Genomic DNA, 24,753 nt, shown 5'->3' on the forward strand with positions numbered 1-24,753 from the left:
TAAGCGCGTAACTATGACTCTGAATATTTCTAAATATCCAACATTAGCTTTGGCCAATACCCCAGATGAGCTTCGCTCTCTGCCAAAGGAGATGTTGCCTAAACTATGCGATGAACTGAGAACGTATTTACTCAATAGTGTCAGTCAATCAAGCGGACATCTGGCCTCTGGACTCGGTACTGTCGAACTGACGGTGGCTTTACACTACGTCTATCATACCCCTCATGATCGCTTGATTTGGGATGTAGGTCATCAAGCATACCCTCATAAAATTTTAACTGGCCGACGCGATAAGCTGCCGACGATAAGGCAAAAAGGGGGACTTCACCCTTTCCCTTGGCGTGAAGAGAGCGAGTATGACACGCTGTCTGTCGGACACTCTTCAACATCGATTAGTGCCGCATTAGGTATTGCAATCAGTGCTGCCAAAGAAGAAAAATCTCGCCGTGTTGTGAGTGTTATTGGTGATGGAGCCATCACCGCAGGCATGGCATTTGAAGCCCTAAACCACGCTGGAGACATCCACAACGATATGCTTGTCGTGCTCAACGATAATGAAATGTCGATCTCTGAAAACGTGGGCGCATTAAATAATCACCTAGCACAACTGCTTTCAGGAAATCTCTACACCACAATTCGGGAAGGTGGCAAGAAAGTACTTTCTGGTATTCCACCAATTAAAGAATTGGTTAAGAAAACAGAAGAGCACATAAAAGGCATGGTAGTACCCGGCACTCTTTTTGAAGAGCTGGGATTCAATTATATCGGTCCAATCGATGGTCACGATGTTCTTGAGCTAGAAAAAACGCTCCGTAACATGAGAGACCTCAAAGGGCCTCAATTTCTGCATATTATGACCAAAAAAGGCAAAGGTTATGAGCCAGCAGAGAAAGATCCAATTGGCTACCATGGCGTACCTAAATTCGATCCGAGCCATTCGTCATTACCGAAAAGTAACAATAATCCCCCAACTTTTTCTAACATTTTTGGGGATTTCTTATGTGACATGGCCGCACAAGATCCTAAGCTAATGGCAATCACGCCAGCCATGCGTGAAGGCTCTGGCATGGTGCGTTTTTCCAAAGAATACCCAAGCCAATATTTTGATGTTGCGATTGCTGAACAGCATGCAGTGACTTTGGCAACAGGCATGGCGATAGCGGGCGATCATCCGATCGTGGCTATCTATTCTACCTTCCTCCAACGAGGCTATGATCAGCTTATTCACGATGTTGCGATCATGAACCTACCGGTAATGTTTGCCATCGACCGTGCTGGATTAGTTGGAGCTGATGGACAAACACACCAAGGTGCATTCGACCTTAGCTTTATGCGTTGCATCCCTAACTTGGTGATTATGGCTCCAAGCGATGAAAATGAGTGTCGTCAAATGCTATATACCGGCCATCAACATCAAGGGCCAAGTGCGGTTCGTTACCCTCGTGGTTCTGGTAATGGCACCGTCGCGACTAACGAATTTACTGCTGTTGAAATTGGTAAAGGCCGCGTCATTCGCGAAGGAAAACAATGTGCCATTCTCAGCTTCGGTCCGTTACTTCACAATGCGGTTGTCGCAGCGGAACAACTGGACGCGACCGTTATCGATATGCGTTTTGTTAAGCCACTAGATAAAGAACTTATCAAAGAGATGTGCCAAACGCACGATGTGATTGTCACACTCGAAGAAAACGCGATCGCTGGAGGAGCTGGCTCGGCGGTGATCGAGTTTATGATGCAAGAAAAGTGCATTAAGCCAACCCTGACACTGGGTTTACCAGATGAGTTTATTCATCAGGGAACACAAGATGAATTGTACGAAGAATTGGGATTAGATGCAGATGGCATTATCAACGCCATCAACAGCTACCTCAACAGATAGTGACCATCGAACCCCGACATAACTTGTCGTATTAACCCTACAAAAAAGCGCCGTGTCTGGCGCTTTTTTATTGAGTCCCTTTTCAAATATTATCCAGCTCAAAAATCTATGAGCATTTATCTAACGGCCATTTAAATTGTTCAAATAAATGCAACCATACCTCATCATAGTTCGCTTTTAACACCAATTCTTGTTCGGTATAGGGATGTATAAAGCTTAGTTCAGCCGCATGCAGCAGTAATCGGTGAGCGTCAAAATGCTCTCTAAACAATCGATTATGCTTTCCATCACCATGATTGGTATCACCAATAATCGGATGGCTAATATGATGCATATGACGTCGCAATTGGTGCTTTCGCCCAGTCTCTGGTTTCATCTCGACTAGCGAATATCGGCTGGTTGGAAAACGTCCAGTTGAAAACGGCACTTCAATATGGGCTATTGGTCGATAATAGGTCACAGCCTCTTGAGCAGGTTTATCTTGTTTGGCAAATTTGTCCGCGATTTTATCGAGCTCTTGGGTAAGCGGATAATCCAACCTTGCTTCTTCTTCAATCCAACCTCGGACCACAGCATAATAGGTTTTCTCCATTTGATGCTCTGCAAACATCGGCATCACCTTAGCAGCCACTTCGCTCGACAATGCAAACACTAACACACCAGACGTAGGCCTATCTAAGCGATGTAACGGGAACACATGCTGGCCAATTTGGTCCCGCAAGGTTTGCATTACAAATTGGGTTTCGTGTTTATCCAGCCAAGAGCGGTGTACCAACATTCCTGCTGGCTTATTCACCGCGACCAAGTAGTCATCTTGATAGAGTATTTCTAACATTATTGGCACACCTTATCGATCTGCTGAATGATATTGAGTAAAGACGAATAAGCCGGCTTTCCTTGCCAAACTTGTGCGAAATAAGGTTCTATCGAAAAACCTCGAGGAAGGTTATTCTCATTCAAAGCGTGACGCATTTTGGGAATAAAAATCCACTGCAGCCATTGTTCGGGGGCTAGTGTATCCATGGCGAAAGGAACCAAACTGCTTAATGCTTCTTCATTAGGAGGGGTCGTTTGCCATAAATTTAGGCCATTCAATTTCATTTCGAGTTGGTCTAAAAGCGAGATAAGGGAAACAATTCTGGTCATCGAGCGTGCTTAATTTTTTTGTCGGACTTGAAAACGTGCTATAGAGTACCATCTATTGAAGAATAACTGATAGAGTCAAACTCCCTAAAGTGTGTGCAAACCCAATCATAGACGTACATGGCCTTAGGAACTAACTGATTCAAATTACCCCTTTTCATCGGATGATATATGCAAACCATAGATACTCTTAGCCAACTCGTTAGCGAAAGTGAATGCGACTACATGGTGTTCGACTTAGGCCGCCGTATTCAGCTTATCGACAACCAGCAATTCGCCAGCGTTGAACAAGGGCAGCAACCCTATCCTTATCCGCTTCAACGCCATGCTAAGTTTGCTATCGTCTATTGGAATGAATCTAAGCAGCCTTGGTTCTGGTTTCTTAACTTCGAACTGGATGAACGTGGATTACTGATGCCTGCCAACGTGGGACAATTCATTCGCTATGTGTTAGAAGCGATGGGCACACGTTTAACCAATAATTTAAGCGAAGAACAACAAAACAAACTGGCAAACAACCCTTTCACGTTTAAGCCAAACGAAGAAAAAATGGCGGTACTCCACAGCCTAGTGCGTGCGAAGCTATCACATCCAGCAAGCCAATATTACGAGCACGCCCAACACTACTTTAAAGGCGAACTCGGATGGGACAAATGGCAAAGTGTCGGCTTACAAGGTATTACTGATATGGCGGCTCGATTATCTGATGAACAAAATCATCGCCATTTCATACGCTCACTCAAGCACCTACCAAGCCAGCCTCTATACGGTTTACTTGGCGCATTGGAACATGTCTCTCTAACCAGTGATCTCAGCAATAAACTGGCTGAATTTACCTTGGATGAGATGCAAGGTGATGAACCTGATTTGTTTTTACTCTCAGCATTGATCAGAGCATTATCAGGTGGCGATAACCAGCATTTAACCGATGTTGTTCAACAGCTATTGTCTCAGGCTCAGTTATGTCACCCAGAAATATTGGTCGCTCTGGCAGGCCGAAGCTGGCAAGCCCTTGCAGAAACCGCTAAGGCGGAGTTATTTCTAGTTCGACTTGCTCAAACCCAAGATCAAAATTTGTTTAATCAATTGTTTGCCGATCTGGTGATGATTCCACAGCTACGGATGATTATGTTACCGCTGTTACATTCAACACCATCACCACAATTGGTCGACGCACTCACTAATTTGCAGAAAAGTACTTTAGGGCAAACTCAATGATTACCGATTTGTATGCCATTATATTTGCAGCATTGGTCTGTTTTCTATTTTGGCAACAGCGCAAGCAATCTGAATTAGCGAAACAAGCGATCCAACGTAAATGCAAACAGATGAACTTGCAATTGGTCAGTGTTGCCTTTTCGACCCATAAGTTTCGCACCAAGGAAAAAACGTGGCGCTGGCACACCATCTACCATTTTGAGTTTTCTTCATTAGGAGACGATTGCTACCAAGGTGAATTAATTATGCGAGGGTTCTACATCAGTAAATTTAACCTCCCTCCTCATCGATATGTTGAACAGGAATAACATTCATACCGTATGATCGTTAACGTAGCACGAGGACGCTTTCGTTCTAACACCGTTCAGCGTAGAATTCCCGAATAATGAAGTAAGGACACCATATGATTACCAAAGACGTAACTGAAGAGTTAGAAGCGGTACTAACCCAGTTAACCAACGAAGGGAAAGAACCTTCTGTTGCACTGGTTAAAGCTCGGTTATCTCAATCAATTCCAATGCCTGCGATCATTTCCACGATCAAAAGCTGGAAAGCATCGAAGCGCGTGCCAAAAATTGAAGTTGCAGCCGAAGTAACAACCTCTTTAGATACTCGCGTTGAACAGTTAGAAACTCAGGTTGAACAGTTATTAGCGCGGATCACACAACTTGAAACGCAATTAAGTGAGAAATCATAATGAAGCTTTGGGTTGACGCCGATGCCTGTCCTAAGGTCATCAGAGAAGTGATTGTACGTGCGGCTGAACGCACGGGAATAGAGTGTATTTTTGTCGCCAATCATACAATTCCTTTGCCACGACGAAATAATATCCACTTTCAGCAGGTCCAAAGCGGATTTGATATTGCAGATAACGAAATTGTCCGCCGTACTGAAGCGGGTGATCTTGTTATCACTTCCGATATTCCTTTGGCAGATGAACTGATCACCAAAAACGTCATGGCATTAAGCTCTCGAGGTGAACTGTTTACCAAAGAAACCATAAAATCTCGATTGAATATTCGTGACTTTATGGAAACAATGCGCTCCAGTGGTGTGCAAACGGGCGGTCCAGCCAGTTTATCTCAAACTGACCGACGCGAGTTTGCCAATCACCTTGACCGACTTCTTGCGAAACACCACCGTTAATTCATGTCTTCATTCTCTATCACACCGATTGCAGAAATTGAATCGCCTTATAAAGAGAAGTTTGCGGTACCACGCCAGCCAGGGTTAGTTGCCGCTAAATCTCGTCTCAAATTATTAGGCGAATCGAATTGTGCTGAAGCCATTCGAGGTATCGAGCAATTTAGTCATCTTTGGTTACTATTTCTGTTCGACCAAAATCTCGCGGCTGGATGGAAACCAACAGTGCGCCCTCCTCGTCTCGGCGGCAATGAACGCATTGGTGTGTTTGCTTCTCGCGCGACTTTTCGACCGAACGGGATTGGTATGTCAGCCGTCGAACTAAAAGGTGTCAGCAAAGAAGGCAATCACTTTTATCTCGAGCTCGGTGGCGTTGATTTGGTGAATGGCACTCCCATCATTGATATCAAACCTTATATTCCCTACAGCGATGCGATTCCTGATGCGCTCGCGGGCTACGCCCAGAATGTTCCCGAGTTATTAGAAGTCATCTTTTCTGATTCCGCTAAGCACTCTTTAAGCAACCACCCTGAACACGATTATCTTTACCGCGTGATTGAACAAGTACTGGCTCAAGACCCTCGACCCGCGTATAAAAAATCACAGCATGATAACCGAGAATATGCGGTAAATTTGTTCGACTTCAATATCAAATTTCGTGTCGAAGGCAGAAAGGTTCTCATCACAACAATAGAGGACTTTTGACAAAGCCAAATGGCTGATATGATTAGCGGCTAAACTCCCTAGTCACGCTTCCTCACCAGAGATGCTCACCTACGGGATTACTCAATAACTTAATCAACGGATAGAACCCATGCGTACCAGTAAATATCTTCTTTCTACGCTAAAAGAAACACCAAACGATGCCGAAATCGTAAGCCATCAGCTCATGTTGCGTGCCGGAATGGTCCGAAAACTTGCATCTGGTTTGTATACTTGGCTGCCTACTGGCCTGCGTGTTTTGCGTAAAGTAGAAAATATCGTTCGAGAAGAAATCGACAATGCAGGGGCCGTTGAAACCTTAATGCCAGTGGTTCAACCGTTTGAGCTATGGGAAGAAACAGGCCGCTCTGAAAAAATGGGACCTGAGTTATTACGTCTTACTGATCGCCATTCGCGCCCGTTTGTTCTTAGCCCAACGGCGGAAGAAGTGATCACAAGTCTTGTACGCAACGAAGTCAGTTCTTATAAACAACTTCCGCTCAACCTTTATCAAATCCAAACTAAATTTCGTGACGAACGACGCCCACGTTTTGGCGTAATGCGTGCACGTGAGTTCTCGATGATGGATGCCTACAGTTTCGACATCGACAAAGATGGATTGCAAAAATCCTACGACATCATGCACGACGCGTACTGTAAAGCATTCGACCGTATGGGTTTAGATTACCGTCCAGTGCTTGCCGATAGTGGCGCAATTGGCGGCAGCGGTTCACAAGAGTTCCATGTATTAGCCGAAAGCGGTGAAGATCTTATCGCCTTCTCGACCGAATCTGACTACGCTGCCAACATCGAAAAAGCCGAAGCAACGGCTCCGACTGATGAATGCGCAGCACCAACTCAAACAATGGAAATGGTCGATACACCAAACGCCAAAACCATTGCAGAACTGGTTGAGCAATTCGATCTTCCAATTGAAAAAACCGTTAAAACACTGTTTGTTAAAGCGTCTGATGACGTCGATGCCGACATCATTGCGCTTATCATCCGTGGTGATCACGAGTTAAATGAAGTGAAGGCGGAAAACTTAGCGCAAGTTGCTGCACCTCTCGAAATGGCAACAGAAGAAGAAATTCGTGCTCTAATTGGCGCAGGCCCAGGCTCACTTGGTCCCGTTGGTCTAACCCTACCGTTTATCGTCGACCGCACTGTTGCTGTAATGAGTGACTTCGGCGCAGGCGCAAACGTTGACGATAAGCACTACTTCGGCATTAACTGGGGTCGTGACGTCGAGTTAGGCCAAGTTGAAGATCTTCGCAATGTCGTTGAAGGTGACCCAAGTCCATGTGGAAAAGGCACTCTGATGTTAAAGCGTGGTATCGAAGTCGGTCACATCTTCCAGCTTGGTAAAAACTACTCAGAGAAAATGAACTGTGGTGTCCTTGGGCCTGATGGCAAAAATACCATCCTAGAAATGGGTTGTTACGGTATTGGTGTTTCTCGTGTTGTTGCGGCTGCTATCGAGCAGAACAACGACAAATACGGTATTATCTGGCCAGATGCAATCGCGCCATTCCAGGTGGCTATTGTGCCAATGAACATGCATAAATCTGAACGCGTTCAACAAGCCGCTAACGACCTTTATGCAGAATTAAAGGCTCTTGGCATTGATGTTCTATTTGATGACCGTAAAGAGCGCCCAGGTGTTATGTTCTCGAATATGGAATTGATCGGCGTTCCACACACCATCATCATTGGCGACCGCAGTATGGACGAAGGAAACTTCGAATATAAAAACCGTCGTAGCGGTGAGAAATCGGTAGTTAAGATGGATGAGGTTGTTGAGTTTGTTAAGGGCGCTTTAGCGTAATTTTAGATAATAAATTAATCATTTGGAAAGAGCAGTATTTAAGCTGCTCTTTTTTAAACTAGTTAACTATAATATTAAATATCAATTTCTTAAATATTCACTTTAACTTCCTAGACAAATAATCTAACAGCGATATTAGCCATTATTATCTCGCTTCGTTCTCACCGAAACTACTATTATTAACAAAGGCATAATTACTTCAACAAATGAATAAATCACACGATTCAAAGCCGCTAATAGCAGAGCAACATCAGAATCGACATATGGAAATAAAGCAGTCATCAGTACAGCCTCTCGAATGCCCAATCCAGCTGGAGCCACTGGAACAAGAAAACCAGCCGAAAACGCAAAACAGTAAATACCTAAAATATAGATAAATGACGGAGAATTATCAGTAAATGGTTCTAGGGTAACCCAGAGAGAGCCACTTAATGCACACCACATAATGAACATAATAAGAATAGTCTTCAGAGGTGGTCGTAGTTCGAGAAGCCAGCAATACAAATTTCTCCCGAATAAATATAAAGCTAGACTTATTAGAGTGATAACGATAAAAGCAATAAAAGGTAAGCTTAAATTAACATCAATCTTATCAGCCCAGAATATAACAAAACCAAAAGACCCAACGAGCTCTACAGTAAAAGCAATAAGAATCGCGGAAGCTAATAACCACATATACTCTGCTAGGAGAGATTTTTTAATCTTATCGCGGTCATATCCTCTATTGTGTAATATTAAAAATCGACTAACAAACTGCCAAATAGAGCCGGGAACATACTTAGATAATTGAGTTAAACTATAAATCTTAAATGAATCAAAGAAGCTAAGCTTTATATCAAATTTCTCACAAGCGACCTTCATATTAATTACAAGAAGATACTTGGCAAAGCAAACAAAAACCATCGACTGCAACACTAGCATTACTGGCATAATCGATTTAATTTGAAATATCAGCTCTTTCTTTTGAAAAGCATAGATAGAAAAAAAAACCAAAATAGCGACTATCCAAATCCATTTAATAATCGTTTTTATAGAATTCAAGTTCAGTAGTCTAGTCATATGTGGCATAAGTAAGAAAATTGCTTATTCGAAAGATTTTTAACTTCGGGCAATCGTTCTGATATCTGATCAATACGCTGTGTACTTTGCTCAACTAAAGTATTGATACATTTTATTATTGGCTCAACATTACCAATTTGGTAATCAAGGACCATGTCTTGTTGCTCGAACCGCTCCATAACTTCAAGATATTTATGACTCCATCCAATGACCATGACAGGAACACAAGATGACAGCGATGCAACCATAGCGTGAAAGCGAGATACAGCATTAACATTGCAAGCGTTAATAATATTATGGACTTGAGCCGCATTATATGAATCAGTAAAGCAGATTACATTTTGTTTAAGATCATCACTAAAGCCATCGATAATATCGCGTAATAAAGGTAAATCATTATTATGAGATTTATCCATATCCTTTCCTCGTGTTGCATTCGGGTATAATGCAACAATATAACCATTCTCTACCAATCCACTTACTAACTCCTGCATATGTGAGTGATAGTCCCATCCTGCTTTAGCTGCATTCCTGCTAATTACAATACTCGGGCAAACGCCGACTACTACTTGACCTAGCTGCTTGGCCTTGTCTAGCGCTTTGAGTTTAGTGGATAGGTCTAAAGCTGGGGAACTAAAACTCCAACGAGGTTTAAAATGAAAAGCAACATCATCTGCTCGCTGATAGTTCTTTGAATCTCCTAGGAGATCCACAAGATATGAGTGAGTTTTGTCACCTCGTGTAAATATTTGGTCACAGGCTCCTAAAAATATCTTCGCTGCCAATCTATTTGGCTGAGTATTAAACGGTCCCATCGCCTGAGACAATTTAACTACCGGAACACCAACTATCAGAGCAGGCAAAATGGTCGCTATATTAAAAAGTATAAACTTAGTCCGACCTTCTACAAAAGATACACCTGCTAAACATACCAATGCGTCTGATTCCGCGAGCGAGAGAATTGATGATGGGAGTATTTTTAAGGCACTTTTTAGTAATAACAGATTGAATAGACGATATAATAAAGCACAGGGGACCAGCACTAGGACCAAGTAAGCTGGCGTAGCAGAAAATATGTTTATAGATTCGTCACTAACAAGGTTTCGATCTGCATCTGGGTAATAACTATAAACATTGAATTCAATGTCCTCTGACGCATCTTCCTTTAACTTACCCAATACAGTACTGAGCATACCTTCTGCTCCACGGTTGCCATAAAATGTAGCGGCAATAAATGATAGGCTTTTCATTTATATGACTCCAAGGCTTTTTTAAAATATAAATAAGCTTTTAAGATTATTCTTGGCATCGAAAATATGATTTTTTTTCCCCAAGGTTTACTACTAACTTTAATATTTAGTAACGATAAGAACGTATTAATATATGTCGCTACAGAAACTTTTTCATTGACAGTGTCTTTCACTTTTATCCCTAAAATTTTTCCGACTTTATGACGAGCTGTTACATTATAATGAGATGGACCAATTCGAGACTGGCCGTCCATAATTTCTCGAACATCCAGCCCTTCTGAATGAATATCGCCAGAAAACGTAGAACTATCTAAAATACTTTTCCCTCGATTAGTACGAACAATTATTCCAGTATGCTTGATAGGATTATCTTTTAATTTGAATAACCAAACATCACCTACGGTAATATCTGCAACATACCCATAATGGTCATGACAAGACATGCACTTTCTTTCACTAAAAAAATGCAAATTTTGATAATCATTGAAAAACTTAGTAGGTTTACGAATTGTAGATCCATCATCTAAATCAGCTTCTAGAAAGCCGCGCCAATGCCCCACTCGAAAGCGGTAATCAACGATTTTCTTCCCTGACTCTTTCTCTAAACGTGTACTAATTTCATCTATTAAATCCGTTCGAGAATTATGTCCGCAAACTAGAGCTATAGTTAACGAAACTTTACTCGCTAACACGCGATCTCTTCTACAGAGCCTTGTAAGAGCACTTAAATCACAAGGTAGCCCAACAACGGCTACTTTCCCTGAGAAATTTTTGATTTGGGGTATAGCATCTCGAGTAAAGTTTGACTCTACATACTTACTACCGCGGGCTTCTAGTATATCTTGCTTAGTTACAGCCACCTCAAATTTAGTACGAACTTTTCCGGACACCATTACTGTTTTACACACTAACGCGCCATCAAAAAATCCATGCTCCAACCCATGAATTAATATAGCTGTTGTTGAGCCTCCAGATGCTGAAAACTTTCGAATGTTATCATCTTGAGCATAGGTTAAATATGACTGAATGTTTTTCCCAACATATTTTTCTATGTCAGTATCTGACCAGACTTTTTTAAATAAGCGATCGATAAACTTCCCAACCATCCCTACCTCTTTATATCTAAATTTTTATACCAATTTATTAAGAATTAATTTCAATTGGGTGAAACATTATAAATGAGTGCTATTACCACCTACGAGTTAACAAACCAGCAATACCTTTTTAAAAACTAGGAAAATTTCTGTGTTCCCCAAAAGGTATGCCCTTAAGAAAGCTGTAAATTCCACTTCACTATTCCATCAATGCTAATATTTCACACAGAGTTCAATCCTATTTCTTCTCGTTTTTTTTTGTGCTATCTGACATGGATATTTGGTCATTTTTAACTAACCTTTCTTCTAGTAACTCCATGCGTAGCAAGACTTTTTCAGTGAGCTTCCGGTTAAATCCGACCAGATCCGCTACCATACCTATCAACAGTGAGACAGCACCTAGAACAATCAGCATCGTACCTAGTACTAATGATTGAACGTGGCCATCTCCGATTCCATTAAAATAGAAATACAAAAATCGTAATATCGGAATGAGTCCTAACAATATCGCGAAGGTTCCAATACTTAAGAATACTCGCAGAGGGCGATACATTGTATAAACACGGACTAATGTAGAAATCGACATTTTCAAAAAATGTGGAATATTTTTGAAGAGTCTAGACTCCCTTGTTTTACCATTGGTGCGAATTGGGACCGAAACTACATTTAGCTTTTTCGCACTGGCTTGAACCAACATTTCAATCGTATAACTAAAATCCGATACAATATTAAGTTGCTGAGCAACGTCTCTAGTTATTGCTCTAAACCCACTAACGGCATCCTTTACTGCTAGTCCTGTAGCTTTGGCAATGATAAAACTGCCGAACACTTGTAGTGAACGTTTAAAAAAAGAAAAGTGCTGGTTATTATACCCACCTCGATTTCCGACAACGATCTCAGCGCTGCCATTAACAATAGGCTCAACCAACAGCGAAATATCTTCCCCATTATATTGATTATCACCATCCGTATTCACGATGATATCGGCACCTCGCTGAATACATTCTTCAATACCAGTACGAAAGGTATGAGCTAATCCTCGATTCCATCTGTTGACAACGACATGATCTACGCCCAACTGGCGCGCGATATCTGCAGTTCCATCAGTTGAGCCGTCATCGATGACCAGTACCTCAACCTTAGAAATTCCAGGTATCGTAGTCGGTATGGAATTTACCACATCTGCTAGGTTATCAGCTTCGTTATAACATGGAATCTGAACAATCAATTTCATTAATAATGCCTTAAGCAATTAGCTTGTGATTAATACTAAAACCCTGTAAATAACGCCCTCGATTTGATTCGCTCAGTTGGGCGTAAAAGATTATCTCCCCAACGTATGGTATACGTTCCTGGCAATTGATCGGACGTTATCACATGGACTCCTTTAGATAAGAAGATAGTTTGCCCGGGACTCAGAAGTGAACCGTTAATCTTCGCATTTGAATCTCCTTCAAGGGTGTAAATACCTTCAACGTACAACGAAAACTCAACACTAGGTGTATTTATTGAAAGTTCAAACTGTTTTCCGGCGACAAAAAGTTCATTCCAATGATGAATATAGTTTTGTTGTAAAGTGAAGCGATCTTGAGTTATAAGCCAATTGTCAGACGAAGCTTGATATAAAGCACTTAAAAACGGGGTATTTGCTACAACAAATACGGGATTGTCATTTAGAACTGCATTGTGAATAACAGGTTGTTGATCTCGAACATAGTTTTCATATCTCCAAGTACTCATAAAGAACCCGGTTTTAGTATAACTGGCAATCATAGAGCAGCGATCGATATATGAAACAGGTTCAGTAAAAATTTCATGCACAGTCTCTATAAAATAGCGTTGATAATCTAGATTTCTATCTTTGGAGAGAGGGACAACAAAACCATTTAACACAATTGAGAAAGAAAATAACAGTAAAATGGTCAATGAGACAAAATGAGCTAGCTTAGTTCTTATAAAAGTGAATAGCCCATCCCAAAAAACAGCAAATAAAATACTTACCGGCGCAAGCATAAACGCATAGTAGTAAGGGAATGAATTTCGATAATATAACAATGTCGTTAATAGCAGTACCACACTAAGATATTTAAGAGAAACATCTCGACTCAGTAGCGATTGATTGAAGGCAGAAACCGCAGCAAAAACAGATCCAACAAGTAATATAAGCCAATATATACTATCGGAAGTAAGTGTTTGAATAAAAAATGCCTCTCCATGAAAGAAAGTTCGTTCGTTAAGAGTTTTATCTGCAGCCCCAGTCATCGAAAATATATCGATAAGTAAACTGCTCCCGCCAATACTTGAATAATGCCATATATATAAAGCCGAAAATCCTATTAGAATTGATACTCCATAGAATAAAAGCTGTCGAATATAATTGCGACGAGACTCAGAGCAATACAGTGTAATTAACACTATCGACAAAAAAGTTGGGATATAAAGTGAAGCCTTTAAACTAATTAATAAGGCAAAAGCGGTTAACACTCCAGCGATCAAGGATTTCATGACGGAAAGTTTATTACTAAGAAAATAATCTAATACGATAATCAAAAAACAGCTTGCAATAGGATCAGTGCGAAAGCTTGCCCCCATCCGGATAACATAGGAGAAAGAGAAATAAGACAAAACGGCAAAGATGGAAGCAGAGAAACTAAGATAGCGGCGACAAATCCTAAAAATATAAAACCCAGTAATTATCTGAAGAGCTAACATGGCAAATCTAGCCGCTACGATTTGTCCAACTTCATTGTTGGATATCAAATCCAGCCACGTAAAAAAATGAATATGAAAAGTCTGAAAACTATTTATAAGCGTGTCACCATTGATAAAACGATGCACAGCGGACAAGTAATAAAATTCATCCCAATTCACCTCATACGACAATGCGACTGTTACTCTCGCAACTACAGCAAAAACCAACAACGCACATAAAACCACAGGGTCATAATTTGACATAATTCGCTTTAAATTGATTGCAAACATGAATATTTTCCCTCTGTGATAAAAGAAATCGAAAGTGAAGTATAATCAATCATTTAACTCTCACGTACTACAAATATGATAGTTGAATAACTCTTAAGATCAAATCTAACTCATGCGAAAGCTTGAATGAGGAAAAATAAATGATATTGCTAGTGACATAATCTCTCTTCATACAAAAACTAAGACAATTAAGCGCCCAGATTTTTCTTTGTTTTACTTTTTCCTCAATGTAGTATCGATAGTAGTTATTATTATGTATTTGGAAACTAACATGAAAGTATACGATTGCTGTCCACTAATAAAAGAGCTCTACTCACAAATTGGGAGTGGTGACCAAGGGTACATCCCGCAAGCGATAACCTGTGTCGTAAAGACCTTAAACGATATCGCCGCTAATGAAGGCTTACCAAAAGATACGCGTGATCGTGCTGCGTTTGCTGCTGCCAACCTATTAATATCTGACTTTGAGGATTAATGATGGATTTAGCCAACTATTTGAAAATGGATCCCATCATGTTGTTTAGCCTAGTGAATACTAAACTACGTGATGACTTTGATGGTGACTTAGATCGCCTCGTATCCTCATTCGATTTAGACAAGGCGAAACTGATTGAGCGCCTCGCTGGAGCTGGATTTGAATTTCTCTCTGAAGTTGGCCAGTTTCGTTAATCAAGATTAGACATTGCATTCGTTGTAAAATCATCTTCAGTACAAATAATAAGAAGGCCTAACATTTCTGTCAGGCCTTCTTTTTTACGCTATACCATCTTCCAAAATACGCTGATTAGCGATTAACCCACATTTTTGCGTGCGTTTTGGAACATACGCATCCAAGCACCGTTTTCACCCCATGAATCTGGGTGCCATGAGTTTGCAACCGTGCGGAATACACGCTCAGGGTGCGGCATCATAATCGTCACACGACCATCAGCTGTAGTTAAACCAGTGATTGCATTTGGTGAACCATTCGGGTTGTTTGGATATTGCTGAGTCGCGTTACCAAGGTTATCGACATAACGAAGTGCAATCGTACCTGATTGTTCGATAGACGATAGATGAGCATCATCACGAACCTCAACGCGGCCTTCACCGTGGGAGACAGCGATTGGCATGCGAGAACCCGCCATTTCATTGAAGAAGATAGAATCTGACTTCTGTACTTCAACAAGGCTGAAGCGTGCTTCAAAACGCTCTGATTCATTGCGTACGAAACGAGGCCATAGGTCAGCTCCTGGAATCAGCTCTTTTAGGTTTGATAACATCTGACAACCGTTACACACACCCAAAGAGAACGTATCTTGGCGGTTGAAGAATGCTTCGAACTGATCGCGAGCTTGAGCATTAAACAATACTGATTTCGCCCAACCTTCACCTGCACCTAATACGTCACCATACGAGAAGCCACCACAAGCCACTAAGCCCTGGTACTCATCAAGTGCCGCTTGGCCAGTTAAAATATCACTCATGTGAATATCAACCGCTTCAAAACCAGAGCGATCAAATGCCGCTGCCATTTCAACGTGAGAGTTAACACCTTGCTCACGTAATATCGCCATTTTCGGCTTCGCGCCTTTGGCAATATATGGCGCCGCAATATCTTCGTTGACATCAAAGCTCAAGCTAACGTTCAAACCTGGATCTGAGTTATCTTTCTTCGCTTCAAACTCTTGGTCTGCACACGCTGGATTATCACGTAACCCTTGCATCTTGTGCGTTGTTTCTGCCCAGATAGTACGAAGCTCAGTACGATTACGCTCAAGAATCGTTGCTCCATTTTGCGTAATCACGATCGAATCGCTTGCTGCAACCGAACCGATAACATGTGAACATGCCGCTAAGCCGTTATCCGCCAATACGGAAAGAACCGTATCCACATCGCTGTTAGCAACTTGAACAACCGCGCCCAATTCTTCATTGAACAGAGCCGCTAATGCATCATCACCGAATGCATCAATCGCGACATTAACGCCACAGTGACCAGCAAAAGCCATTTCAGCCAATGTTACGAACAAACCACCGTCGCCTTTATCGTGATAAGCAACAAGTTTGTCTTGAGCCACCAATGCTTGAATTGCATCGTAGAAGCCTTTTAGCTGTTCAGCACTATCGACATCAGCGGGTTTATCACCAAGCTGTTTGTATACTTGAGCAAGTGCTGTCGCACCTAAACGGTTTTTGCCGTTACCAAGATCAATGGCTATTAAGCTCGAATCACCTTTATCGGTGCGAAGCTGTGGCGTGACCGTTTTACGAACATCTTCCACGCGCGCAAATGCCGTAATAACCAAAGAAAGCGGAGACGTAACTTCTTTTTGTTCGCCGTTTTCTTCCCACTTGGTCTTCATCGACATCGAGTCTTTACCTACCGGGATGGAAAGCCCAAGTGCAGGACATAGCTCTTCACCAACGGCTTTTACCGCTTCGTACAAACCCGCATCTTCACCTGGGTGACCCGCTGGAGACATCCAGTTTGCAGAGAGTTTGATATGTTTAATATCGCCAATTTCGGTCGCCGCAATATTGGTTAATGACTCTGCAACCGCCAAACGTGCTGACGCACCAAAGTCTAACAATGCAACAGGTGTACGTTCACCCATCGACATCGCTTCACCATGGTAAGTATCAAAACTCGCCGCGGTCACTGCACAGTTCGCCACAGGAACCTGCCATGGCCCTACCATTTGGTCACGAGCGACAAGCCCGGTTACCGAACGGTCACCGATGGTAATCAAGAAGGTTTTTTCAGCAACAGCTGGTAAACGAAGAACACGATCAACCGCATCATTCAACTCAATTCCTGAACGCTCTAGCTCACTACCTTGCACTTTTAATGTCGTCGCATCACGATGCATTTTCGGCGGCTTGCCTAACAGAATATCTAACGGCATATCGATAGGACGATTATCGAAGTGCGAATCATCTAACGATAAATGACGCTCTTCTGTTGCCGTACCTACCACGGCATAAGGTGTGCGCTCGCGCTGGCAAATAGCATCAAACACTGGCATATTTTCTGGTGCGACAGCCATAACATAACGCTCTTGCGACTCGTTACACCAAATTTCAAGAGGGCTCATACCCGGCTCATCATTAGGTACATCGCGTAATTGGAATTTACCACCACGCTCACCATCGTTCACCAATTCAGGTAATGCGTTAGAAATACCACCAGCACCGACATCGTGAATAAAGGCGATTGGGTTATCGTCGCCAAGCTGCCAACAACGGTCGATCACTTCCTGACAACGACGTTCCATTTCTGGGTTTTCACGCTGTACTGAAGCAAAATCTAGGTTTTCTGCAGATTGACCAGAAGCCATTGAAGAGGCTGCACCGCCACCAAGGCCGATGTTCATCGCTGGACCGCCCAATACAATCAGGCTAGCACCAACTGGGATTTCTTTTTTCTCTACATGCTCTTCACGAATGTTACCTAAACCACCGGCAATCATGATTGGCTTATGGTAGCCACGAACTTCTTCACCTGCATGTGAGGTGACTTTTTCTTCGTAAGTACGGAAATAACCAAGCAAGTTAGGACGACCAAATTCGTTGTTAAATGCAGCGCCACCTAATGGTCCTTCCAGCATAATATCTAACGCATTAACGATTCGTCCCGGCTTACCAAAATCAGTTTCCCAAGGCTGTTCAAAACCAGGAATACGCAAGTTCGATACAGAGAATCCAACCAAACCTGCTTTCGGTTTACCACCAATTCCAGTTGCGCCTTCGTCACGAATTTCACCACCACTACCAGTCGCAGCACCTGGCCATGGAGAGATTGCTGTTGGGTGGTTATGTGTTTCCACCTTCATCAAGATATGGGCTGGCTCTTGATGATAAGTATATTGACGAGAATCAGGGTCAGCAAAGAAGCGCCCAACTTTCGAACCAGTCATAACAGCGGCATTATCTTTATACGCAGACAACACATAATCTGGCGTATTTTCGAACGTATTCTTAATCATCTTAAATAGCGATTTTGGCTGGTCGACACCGTCTATCGTCCAATCTGCATTAAAGATTTTATGTCGACAGTGCTCTGAGTTCGCTTGAGCAAACATCATCAACTCAATATCGGTAGGGTTACGACCTAAAGTTGTAAAGCTGGTCACAAGATAATCAATTTCATCTTCAGCAAGCGCCAAACCCAAAGCGACGTTCGCTTCTTCAAGTGCTTCACGGCCACCGGCAAGAATATCCACTGGTGTAAACGGCGCAGGCTCTGCAACGGTAAACAGTGCCGATGCTGCTTCCATATCCGTAAACACGGTTTCCATCATACGGTCATGAATTAAGGCTTTTACCGCTTCAACTTGCGCTTGAGTTAACTCAGAAGCACTTTCTATATAGTAAGCAGTACCACGTTCTAGACGCTTTACACTAACCAAGCCACAATTGTGAGCGATATCAGATGATTTAGAAGACCAAGGGGAAATAGTCCCAGGACGCGGTGTCGCAAGAAGCAGTAAACCTTCTGGTTGATGGCTTTCAATCTTCGGTCCATAAGTCAGTAACTTTTCAAGCTTGTCTAACTCTTGACTAGTAAGCTCAGCCGTAAGATCGGCAAAATGCATAAATTCTGCATAGATACCAGTAACGGGTAAGCTTTGTTCACGACAAAGTTCAAGAAGTTTGTTAATACGAAACTCTGAAAGAGCTGGGGAACCGCGCAAAATTCTCATGTGCTTAGGTCTCTATTTAATGTTGATTAAGGTGACATTGGAATGACTTTAACGGCAGCCAAGGCTTCATTCCAATCTCATCTCGGATTTGGGGCGCATTATAAAGGAATTGCGAGTGTGATGTAACACCCAACGCAACCGTTTGCGTCATTTTTTTTTGAAAACAGTGGCAACAGAATATCAGTACGTAAATCGAGTTTTTCAGCTTTATTTGCTCGAAGATATAGTTGTCAGTAGAATGACTCTATACTGAAAAATAATAATCTAACCTCGAGATGACTAATTGATGACAAAAATAGTTCGAAACTATGCGAGAAAATTCGTTGTACTCGCAGGGATTGTCACGCTTCTAGCAGGGTGTCAAATTGACTCAAAGCCCAAAAGTGAACTCGATAAAATACGAGATCGTGGCGTATTACGAGTCGGGACTCTGAACAATCAACTCTCTTATTTTATCAGTCCCGATGGTCCTTCGGGTTTAGATTACGAATTAGCGCGTGAGTTTGCTAATCAACTAGGCGTTAAACTTGAAATCACGCCAATCTATCGAGTCTCTTCGCTCTTTCCTGCATTAAAAAATGATGAAATTGATCTCGTTGCCGCTGGACAAATTCAAACACCGGAGCGAATCAAGGAATTTAGACCCGGCCCTGCTTATTACTATGTCAGTCAGCAATTGGTGTATAAAAAAGGCACATTAAGACCACGGAATATGGCCGACCTTATAAAAATCCAGAAAGAGTCATTAGCTGAATCTCATAAATTAAAAGACATCTTTCGCATCGTAGAAAATAGCCATTTTCAACAGACCTTAGAGCCATTACATCAAAGCAACCCAGAACTGAGTTATGCCCTAGATCGTAACGCCGATGTTAACGATCTTTTAAAGCAAGTCTCATTGGGAACATTGCGTTATACCATGGCAGACTCTGTTGAAATTTCTCTGGCTCAACGCGTACACCCTGACATCGCGCCTGCATTTGAATTAACCGAAGATCAGTCAGTTTCTTGGTTTATCCGTCGGTCAGATGATGAAAGCCTTTATGCAATGATGGTTGAGTTTTTTGGGCAGCTAAAGCAATCAGGTTCTCTCGCTTCTCTTGAGGAAAAATACATTGGGCATATTGGGACATTTGATTATGTTGATACCAGAGCCTTTATTCGGGCACTCGATTCAACACTTGAAGAATGGCAAGATTTATTCCAAAAGTATTCAGATGAATTTGATTGGCGCCTTATTGCAGCAATTGGGTATCAAGAATCTCATTGGGATCCCAAAGCAAAATCGCCCACCGGTGTTCGAGGCCTTATGATGTTGACACTTCCTACAGCGAAAAGTGTCGGTGTTGACGATAGACTCGACCCAGAGCAATCAATACGTGGTGGTGTTGCTTATTTCCGCCGTATGTTTAAAGCGATTCCTGACTCAGTTCCTCATCACGAAAAAACGTGGTTTGCTCTCGCGTCATATAATATGGGCCTTGGGCATGTGATTGACGCACGTAAATTAACTAAGGAACTGGGTGGCGATCCGAATGCATGGAACGATGTAAAAGAACGTTTACCACTTTTGCGAAAAAAGAAATATTACAGCACAACGAAATATGGGTTTGCTCGGGGTGATGAAGCTCTCTCTTATGTCGAAAACATTCGTCGCTATTACCAAAGTATTATTGGTCATATTGATGAGAAGCAAAAAAGTAACAGTGACAATAACACCGACGATATCGCCGTTATTCCTGTCGTAGCGCCATTTTATGCGACGAGTGTCCCGAAAGATGCTTCTGTTACATTAGTAACAAACGAAACAGAGAGCACATCTACAGCCCCAGATGATTCGGCTGCATCTGAGTCACAAGAAAAAGAAGAGAAAGCTAAAGAGAGCAAAGCATCAACCGATGCTAGTAAGCCCAAATCAGAAGCAACTCAAAAAACAAAGAAAAAAGAGATAACAGATAAGGCAACTAAGGACAGTGCTACTAAAAAAGCGGCAGCACAAACAGACTCGAAGAAAGCTGAAAAAAAAGAAGCCGTAGAAAAAGTACAAGACAAAGTTGAAGAAACAAAAGAAGAAGCTAAAAGCACCGCTTCAGAAAACTCAAAATAAGAGACGAGAATTGAACTTATGATCCTAGCCAAAGTTAAAATGGCTAGGATTCATTACTACTTTCATCGCTGTTGGTTGTCGCTCTGACCTGACGTTTTTGTTCTTTTTTCTCTTTACGCCGGCGCTTAAAAAACGCCTGCAGTTGCGCTCGGCATTCTTGCTCTAGAACTCCTCCCACAATATCAGCATGGTGGTAACTAGCCTCACTACCAAACAAGTTAATCACGGTTCCTGCCGCGCCTGCTTTTAGGTCTGGAGCACCATACACAATGCGTTTAACCCGCCCATGAAGCAAGGCTCCAGCGCACATTGGACAAGGCTCTAAGGTCACATAGAGAGTGGTATCTGTTAGACGATAATTTTCCAGAACACGTCCAGCTTTACGCAACACATCAATTTCAGCGTGCGCTGTCGCATCGTGCTTTGAGATCGACTGATTCCACCCTTCGGCAATCACCTTGCCATCTTTCACTAGCAAGGCGCCAACTGGAACTTCACCTTCCAATTCAGCTTGGTGTGCTAGCTCTAATGCGCGCTGCATAAAACGGATATCTTCTGTCGCTTTACACTCTGTAGACACTATGTTCTCTCTCAATTTGTTGGGTCACTATTTAAAACACAACCACTATAATAATGGTCAAGGTACTCATCGGCTATTCATTTTATCGTATGTTGAATAGCGTTAATAAAACTCACTGTATTTCGCGATCATGGTTGTCGCGGATATTGAGCCAGTTTCACCGCTGCTTAATTGCCAGCGCCCTGTCGCTTCAACTTTCTTGACGTTACCTGCAACCAATAGCTCAATCACTTTGCTTTCGAGCTCAATACCATCAGGATAGGATATTGTTTTTGAACCAATACCGGTGTCAAAATCGATAACCGCGGCTTCTGATATTTCTGAATTGGCGCCACGCGTTCGCAGAGATTCAAAATAATTATCGATATGGTTAGCGGCTTTCATTTTATACTGGCCGTGTTCAAATTTAACCAATAAACCCTGTTCAACTTGAATTAGCCCTACCACAACAAGACTCAATAACATCAGTGAAACAACAACTTCAAGTAAGGCAACACCGTAACTGGAGCGAGGTCTATATCTATTCACTGGTGGCATATTCATCTCCCCATGAACCAAATACCCAACCAACAGGGCGGATATGAGCCAAAGGCCTTGCAATCAAGTCTCGCTGATATTGAAAATGCAGTTGGCCTTTAATAACCGCATAAGTATTGTTTGAACTTAGGACTAAACCACCCACAGGATTGAACCGCCCCACTTGAAAATAACTAATCTGATCCGGCCCGATTAAGTCAGGATTGGAGGAATGTGCCATAAAATCGATAATATCTTGATTTACTTGAGTCGATGCCCAATCCAAAGCGGTTGAAAATGTACTACCTGGTGACGTGAATTGCATAACCAGTCCAGGAAAAGTTTGCTGACTTTCGACCGCTAAGATCCCGTTATGAACCACTAAGATAATTCCAGAGTCAGTAAATTGATTTTCAATGGCGTCGCTGATTTGAGAGACATCACTTTCGTTTAGTTCACAGCCGCCATAGACCCAGACAAGATCTTTTCCTTGGTTGATACGAGCTTCAATATCACTGGCACAATGGGTATTCATTTGAGCGATTGGTAGCTTTTCGGCAGATGGAACCGAAAGAACATTGTGACTGTCTAGCGAGTGAGGAACTCGACCGACGGCTGTATTAGAAAATACGTCAAACCAATTTGATTCTGATACACCAAATAAGTCCTCAAATGGGTTGAGTTCGCTATCATGATAGAAATCACTCTTTGCATTGCTTATAGTACGGTCAACGCTATGATGACTATCGGTGCAGCGCTGCTGTCGAACACTGCTCTCAGGGAAGCCTTGATAAGGTAAAAGCCCTAATTCATAAGGGTGTAACGTCGTGATAGAAGAGGCCGACAAATCATGCCGATACCGAACTGAAATACACTCCCAATCTAGATCTTCATTTAGCTCGCCGGGGTCGGGAGCAAAAGTCGATTTATCGGTTAGCACCAAATTTGCGCTGGTTTTGATTGCGCCAAAACTATCTGCAGAAGGTAAACTAAAATGTCGAGTTAGCGTCGAAAAACCATTCGTTGCCTTAATTTTTCTGACGACTTGCCCTGTTACATCAAGAGTATCCACGCCATCGGTGCACTCTTTTACATCCAGTGGAAATAAGTGGCCGATTCGAGACTTAGCAAACACACACTCAATCGCCCCTTCCACTTCCCAGTCTTGCTGCATTGTCGTAATTCTATGCTCGACGATGCGCAGATACTGATACATGCTTCGAGAAGTACTCATGGTGACAACCAAAATAATCAGCAAAACAACGGTAGTTAACAGCAGAGTCGTGTAACCGCGAACGCTTTTCACATCCAACTCCTAATCGTCACTTGAAACGATAAACTCTGACTCACCGTATTATCCATCACCGATGACAGAGTGAGTTCAACACTAACAACTTGGCTCCGTGTACCATCACTATTCAACGTTAATATATCAGCTTTAAAGCTATCGGCTTTAATCTGTTTACGATCAAAAAGCGTAAAACACGGCGCTGAACGTGTTGATTCTACTGCACTCTCGGTACTAAGAGGCGCACTGGTAAACTTATCACACAGCTTTATATTCTTATTGGATGAATCATAAAGGAAAACCAAGTTTCGAAACGCTTCATCACCAGATGGTTCTACTTGGTAAACCATACCAAGTTGCGCTCCACTCTCTCTAACATCGATGACGTTATCGCTATCACTAAAATGAATAGCCAATTGCTGGTTAATTTGATGCCCGGCACGCCGTAATTCTTGATACATAAGTTGATGAGTGTCATTCAATTTTCGTGCTACTAATGTTACTTGATCTAGTTGCCTTGAAGTATGTAAGCTATTCATTAATATATAAAATCCGCATAGAATCACGATACTACCCAAAGATAAACCAATGAGTAGTTCGATTAATGTCAACCCTCGCTGTCGTCTAACATAATGGAATGCCATCCAGCTTCTCCTCTAGCGAACACAATCGGATTCTCCCAGCACCATACGACGTAATCACTTTTAAAACAGGGCTGTTAGATGAGGCACTGCTGAACTTTAAGGAACCATTACTGACCTTTCCTTTCAGCCCATCAATCAAGATCTTATCGTTGAGGTACCCTGAATCAAGTTTTAAAGAATGCTCTCCTACTAGTTGCTGAAGAACGTTACCCATCGTTGTCGTATCAGTTGACGTTCGCAAGCGTAAATACCAGCGTGAGCTTGAGTCTGTATTACCTTCATAAACTTCTATCCATAACGCTTGATTGCGCATCCGTGCCAATGACTTGGCATCATCAATAAACTGCATCACACCTCGCGCCGTCGATGCGACCTTTTCAACTTCAAGACTTGGTGCCATCTGCGGAATTGCGGCGTACAAAGAAATCATGATGACTGCCATAACAGTCAACACTTCAATCAAAGTAAAGCCATTATTATGGCCTTTTTTATGGCTCGCTATTAGATAATGACTGATAACACTCCCCCCATAAAAACAGAAAGCTAAATCCAGAGTAGCAAGCTAATAAAGAAAAAATAGAGGGAATTAGGGTGAAAAGAGGTCTCTAAAACAAATGTAAAACATCACGACTGTA

Annotated in this window: 22 protein-coding genes and 1 pseudogene; 10 read left to right on the forward strand and 13 right to left on the reverse strand. The window is 42.1% G+C overall.

Annotation, left to right across the window (positions count from 1 at the left end):
• Positions 1–13 precede the first annotated feature (13 nt).
• Positions 14–1,879 carry a 1-deoxy-D-xylulose-5-phosphate synthase gene (gene dxs, locus ACWU4D_RS15610; protein WP_456052377.1) on the forward strand — a complete coding sequence of 622 codons (1,866 nt, stop codon included), beginning with the start codon at positions 14–16 and terminating at the stop codon, positions 1,877–1,879.
• Positions 1,880–1,985: 106 nt separating this feature from the next.
• Here dxs and truC read toward each other — a convergent pair whose 3' ends face one another.
• On the reverse strand, positions 1,986–2,714 hold the full coding sequence (gene truC / locus ACWU4D_RS15615; RefSeq protein ID WP_456052378.1) for a tRNA pseudouridine(65) synthase TruC: 729 nt from the start codon (positions 2,712–2,714) through the stop codon (positions 1,986–1,988).
• On the reverse strand, positions 2,714–3,025 hold the full coding sequence (locus tag ACWU4D_RS15620) for a YqcC family protein (RefSeq protein WP_456052379.1): 312 nt from the start codon (positions 3,023–3,025) through the stop codon (positions 2,714–2,716). The genes truC and ACWU4D_RS15620 overlap by 1 nt, the downstream gene beginning before the upstream one ends.
• 168 nt (positions 3,026–3,193) lie before the next feature.
• On the opposite strand from ACWU4D_RS15620, the gene ACWU4D_RS15625 reads away from it, so the two are divergent.
• From ACWU4D_RS15625 to ACWU4D_RS15650, 6 genes are all read left to right on the forward strand, one after another.
• Positions 3,194–4,240 carry a DUF3549 family protein gene (locus tag ACWU4D_RS15625; protein ID WP_456052380.1) on the forward strand — a complete coding sequence of 349 codons (1,047 nt, stop codon included), beginning with the start codon at positions 3,194–3,196 and terminating at the stop codon, positions 4,238–4,240.
• Complete coding sequence (locus tag ACWU4D_RS15630) at positions 4,237–4,548, forward strand: DUF3301 domain-containing protein (RefSeq protein ID WP_456052381.1); 312 nt, start codon at positions 4,237–4,239, stop codon at positions 4,546–4,548. The genes ACWU4D_RS15625 and ACWU4D_RS15630 overlap by 4 nt, the downstream gene beginning before the upstream one ends.
• 95 nt (positions 4,549–4,643) lie before the next feature.
• The gene (locus ACWU4D_RS15635; protein ID WP_456052382.1) at positions 4,644–4,937 is read left to right on the forward strand and encodes a hypothetical protein; all 294 of its coding nucleotides are present in this window, start codon (positions 4,644–4,646) and stop codon (positions 4,935–4,937) included.
• On the forward strand, positions 4,937–5,386 hold the full coding sequence (locus ACWU4D_RS15640) for a YaiI/YqxD family protein (protein WP_456052383.1): 450 nt from the start codon (positions 4,937–4,939) through the stop codon (positions 5,384–5,386). Before ACWU4D_RS15635 ends, ACWU4D_RS15640 begins: the two co-directional genes overlap by 1 nt.
• A gap of 3 nt (positions 5,387–5,389) precedes the next feature.
• Complete coding sequence (tsaA, locus tag ACWU4D_RS15645; RefSeq protein WP_456052384.1) at positions 5,390–6,088, forward strand: tRNA (N6-threonylcarbamoyladenosine(37)-N6)-methyltransferase TrmO; 699 nt, start codon at positions 5,390–5,392, stop codon at positions 6,086–6,088.
• 109 nt (positions 6,089–6,197) lie between these two features.
• The gene (locus ACWU4D_RS15650; protein WP_456052385.1) at positions 6,198–7,913 is read left to right on the forward strand and encodes a proline--tRNA ligase; all 1,716 of its coding nucleotides are present in this window, start codon (positions 6,198–6,200) and stop codon (positions 7,911–7,913) included.
• A 135-nt stretch (positions 7,914–8,048) separates the two neighbouring features.
• On the opposite strand, the gene ACWU4D_RS15655 is transcribed toward ACWU4D_RS15650, so the two are convergent.
• The 5 genes from ACWU4D_RS15655 to ACWU4D_RS15675 all read right to left on the reverse strand — a co-directional run bounded on the left by ACWU4D_RS15655 (position 8,049) and on the right by ACWU4D_RS15675 (position 14,298).
• Positions 8,049–8,954, reverse strand: coding sequence for a lysylphosphatidylglycerol synthase domain-containing protein (locus ACWU4D_RS15655; protein WP_456052386.1), 906 nt, complete (start codon positions 8,952–8,954; stop codon positions 8,049–8,051).
• A gap of 14 nt (positions 8,955–8,968) precedes the next feature.
• The gene (locus ACWU4D_RS15660; protein ID WP_456052387.1) at positions 8,969–10,222 is read right to left on the reverse strand and encodes a polysaccharide pyruvyl transferase family protein; all 1,254 of its coding nucleotides are present in this window, start codon (positions 10,220–10,222) and stop codon (positions 8,969–8,971) included.
• Positions 10,219–11,328: a Coenzyme F420 hydrogenase/dehydrogenase, beta subunit C-terminal domain gene (locus ACWU4D_RS15665; RefSeq protein WP_456052388.1), complete on the reverse strand. Its 1,110-nt coding sequence runs from the start codon at positions 11,326–11,328 to the stop codon at positions 10,219–10,221. The genes ACWU4D_RS15660 and ACWU4D_RS15665 overlap by 4 nt, the downstream gene beginning before the upstream one ends.
• 226 nt (positions 11,329–11,554) lie before the next feature.
• Positions 11,555–12,550, reverse strand: a complete 996-nt coding sequence (locus ACWU4D_RS15670; protein ID WP_456052389.1) for a glycosyltransferase family 2 protein — start codon at positions 12,548–12,550, stop codon at positions 11,555–11,557.
• A gap of 35 nt (positions 12,551–12,585) precedes the next feature.
• Positions 12,586–14,298: an ArnT family glycosyltransferase gene (locus tag ACWU4D_RS15675; protein WP_456052390.1), complete on the reverse strand. Its 1,713-nt coding sequence runs from the start codon at positions 14,296–14,298 to the stop codon at positions 12,586–12,588.
• Positions 14,299–14,569: 271 nt separating this feature from the next.
• On the opposite strand from ACWU4D_RS15675, the gene ACWU4D_RS15680 reads away from it, so the two are divergent.
• Positions 14,570–14,773 carry a YaeP family protein gene (locus tag ACWU4D_RS15680; RefSeq protein ID WP_456052391.1) on the forward strand — a complete coding sequence of 68 codons (204 nt, stop codon included), beginning with the start codon at positions 14,570–14,572 and terminating at the stop codon, positions 14,771–14,773.
• Positions 14,774–14,775: 2 nt separating this feature from the next.
• Positions 14,776–14,967, forward strand: a complete 192-nt coding sequence (locus tag ACWU4D_RS15685; protein ID WP_456052489.1) for a DUF4250 domain-containing protein — start codon at positions 14,776–14,778, stop codon at positions 14,965–14,967.
• Positions 14,968–15,089: 122 nt separating this feature from the next.
• Here the strand turns inward: ACWU4D_RS15685 and purL are convergent, their stop codons facing one another.
• A complete protein-coding gene (gene purL / locus ACWU4D_RS15690; RefSeq protein ID WP_456052392.1) occupies positions 15,090–18,983 on the reverse strand; it encodes a phosphoribosylformylglycinamidine synthase in 3,894 nt (1,297 codons plus the stop codon).
• Positions 18,984–19,269: 286 nt separating this feature from the next.
• Here purL and mltF point away from each other — a divergent pair.
• Positions 19,270–20,671 (forward strand): annotated as a pseudogene (mltF, locus tag ACWU4D_RS15695) (membrane-bound lytic murein transglycosylase MltF); the annotation flags it as partial.
• Between the two features lie 462 nt (positions 20,672–21,133).
• On the opposite strand, the gene tadA reads toward mltF, so the two are convergent.
• The 5 genes from tadA to ACWU4D_RS15720 form a co-directional block, all read right to left on the reverse strand.
• Entirely contained in the window at positions 21,134–21,670 is a 537-nt protein-coding gene (gene tadA / locus ACWU4D_RS15700; protein WP_456052393.1) for a tRNA adenosine(34) deaminase TadA, read from the reverse strand.
• Positions 21,671–21,772: 102 nt separating this feature from the next.
• On the reverse strand, positions 21,773–22,207 hold the full coding sequence (locus ACWU4D_RS15705; RefSeq protein WP_456052394.1) for a hypothetical protein: 435 nt from the start codon (positions 22,205–22,207) through the stop codon (positions 21,773–21,775).
• Entirely contained in the window at positions 22,191–23,492 is a 1,302-nt protein-coding gene (locus ACWU4D_RS15710; RefSeq protein WP_456052395.1) for a hypothetical protein, read from the reverse strand. The genes ACWU4D_RS15705 and ACWU4D_RS15710 overlap by 17 nt, the downstream gene beginning before the upstream one ends.
• The gene (locus ACWU4D_RS15715; protein ID WP_456052396.1) at positions 23,489–24,118 is read right to left on the reverse strand and encodes a prepilin-type N-terminal cleavage/methylation domain-containing protein; all 630 of its coding nucleotides are present in this window, start codon (positions 24,116–24,118) and stop codon (positions 23,489–23,491) included. The genes ACWU4D_RS15710 and ACWU4D_RS15715 overlap by 4 nt, the downstream gene beginning before the upstream one ends.
• Positions 24,099–24,671: a pilus assembly FimT family protein gene (locus ACWU4D_RS15720; protein WP_456052490.1), complete on the reverse strand. Its 573-nt coding sequence runs from the start codon at positions 24,669–24,671 to the stop codon at positions 24,099–24,101. Before ACWU4D_RS15720 ends, ACWU4D_RS15715 begins: the two co-directional genes overlap by 20 nt.
• Between the last annotated feature and the right edge of the window lie 82 nt (positions 24,672–24,753).

Source organism: Vibrio phycocola (assembly GCF_053850235.1).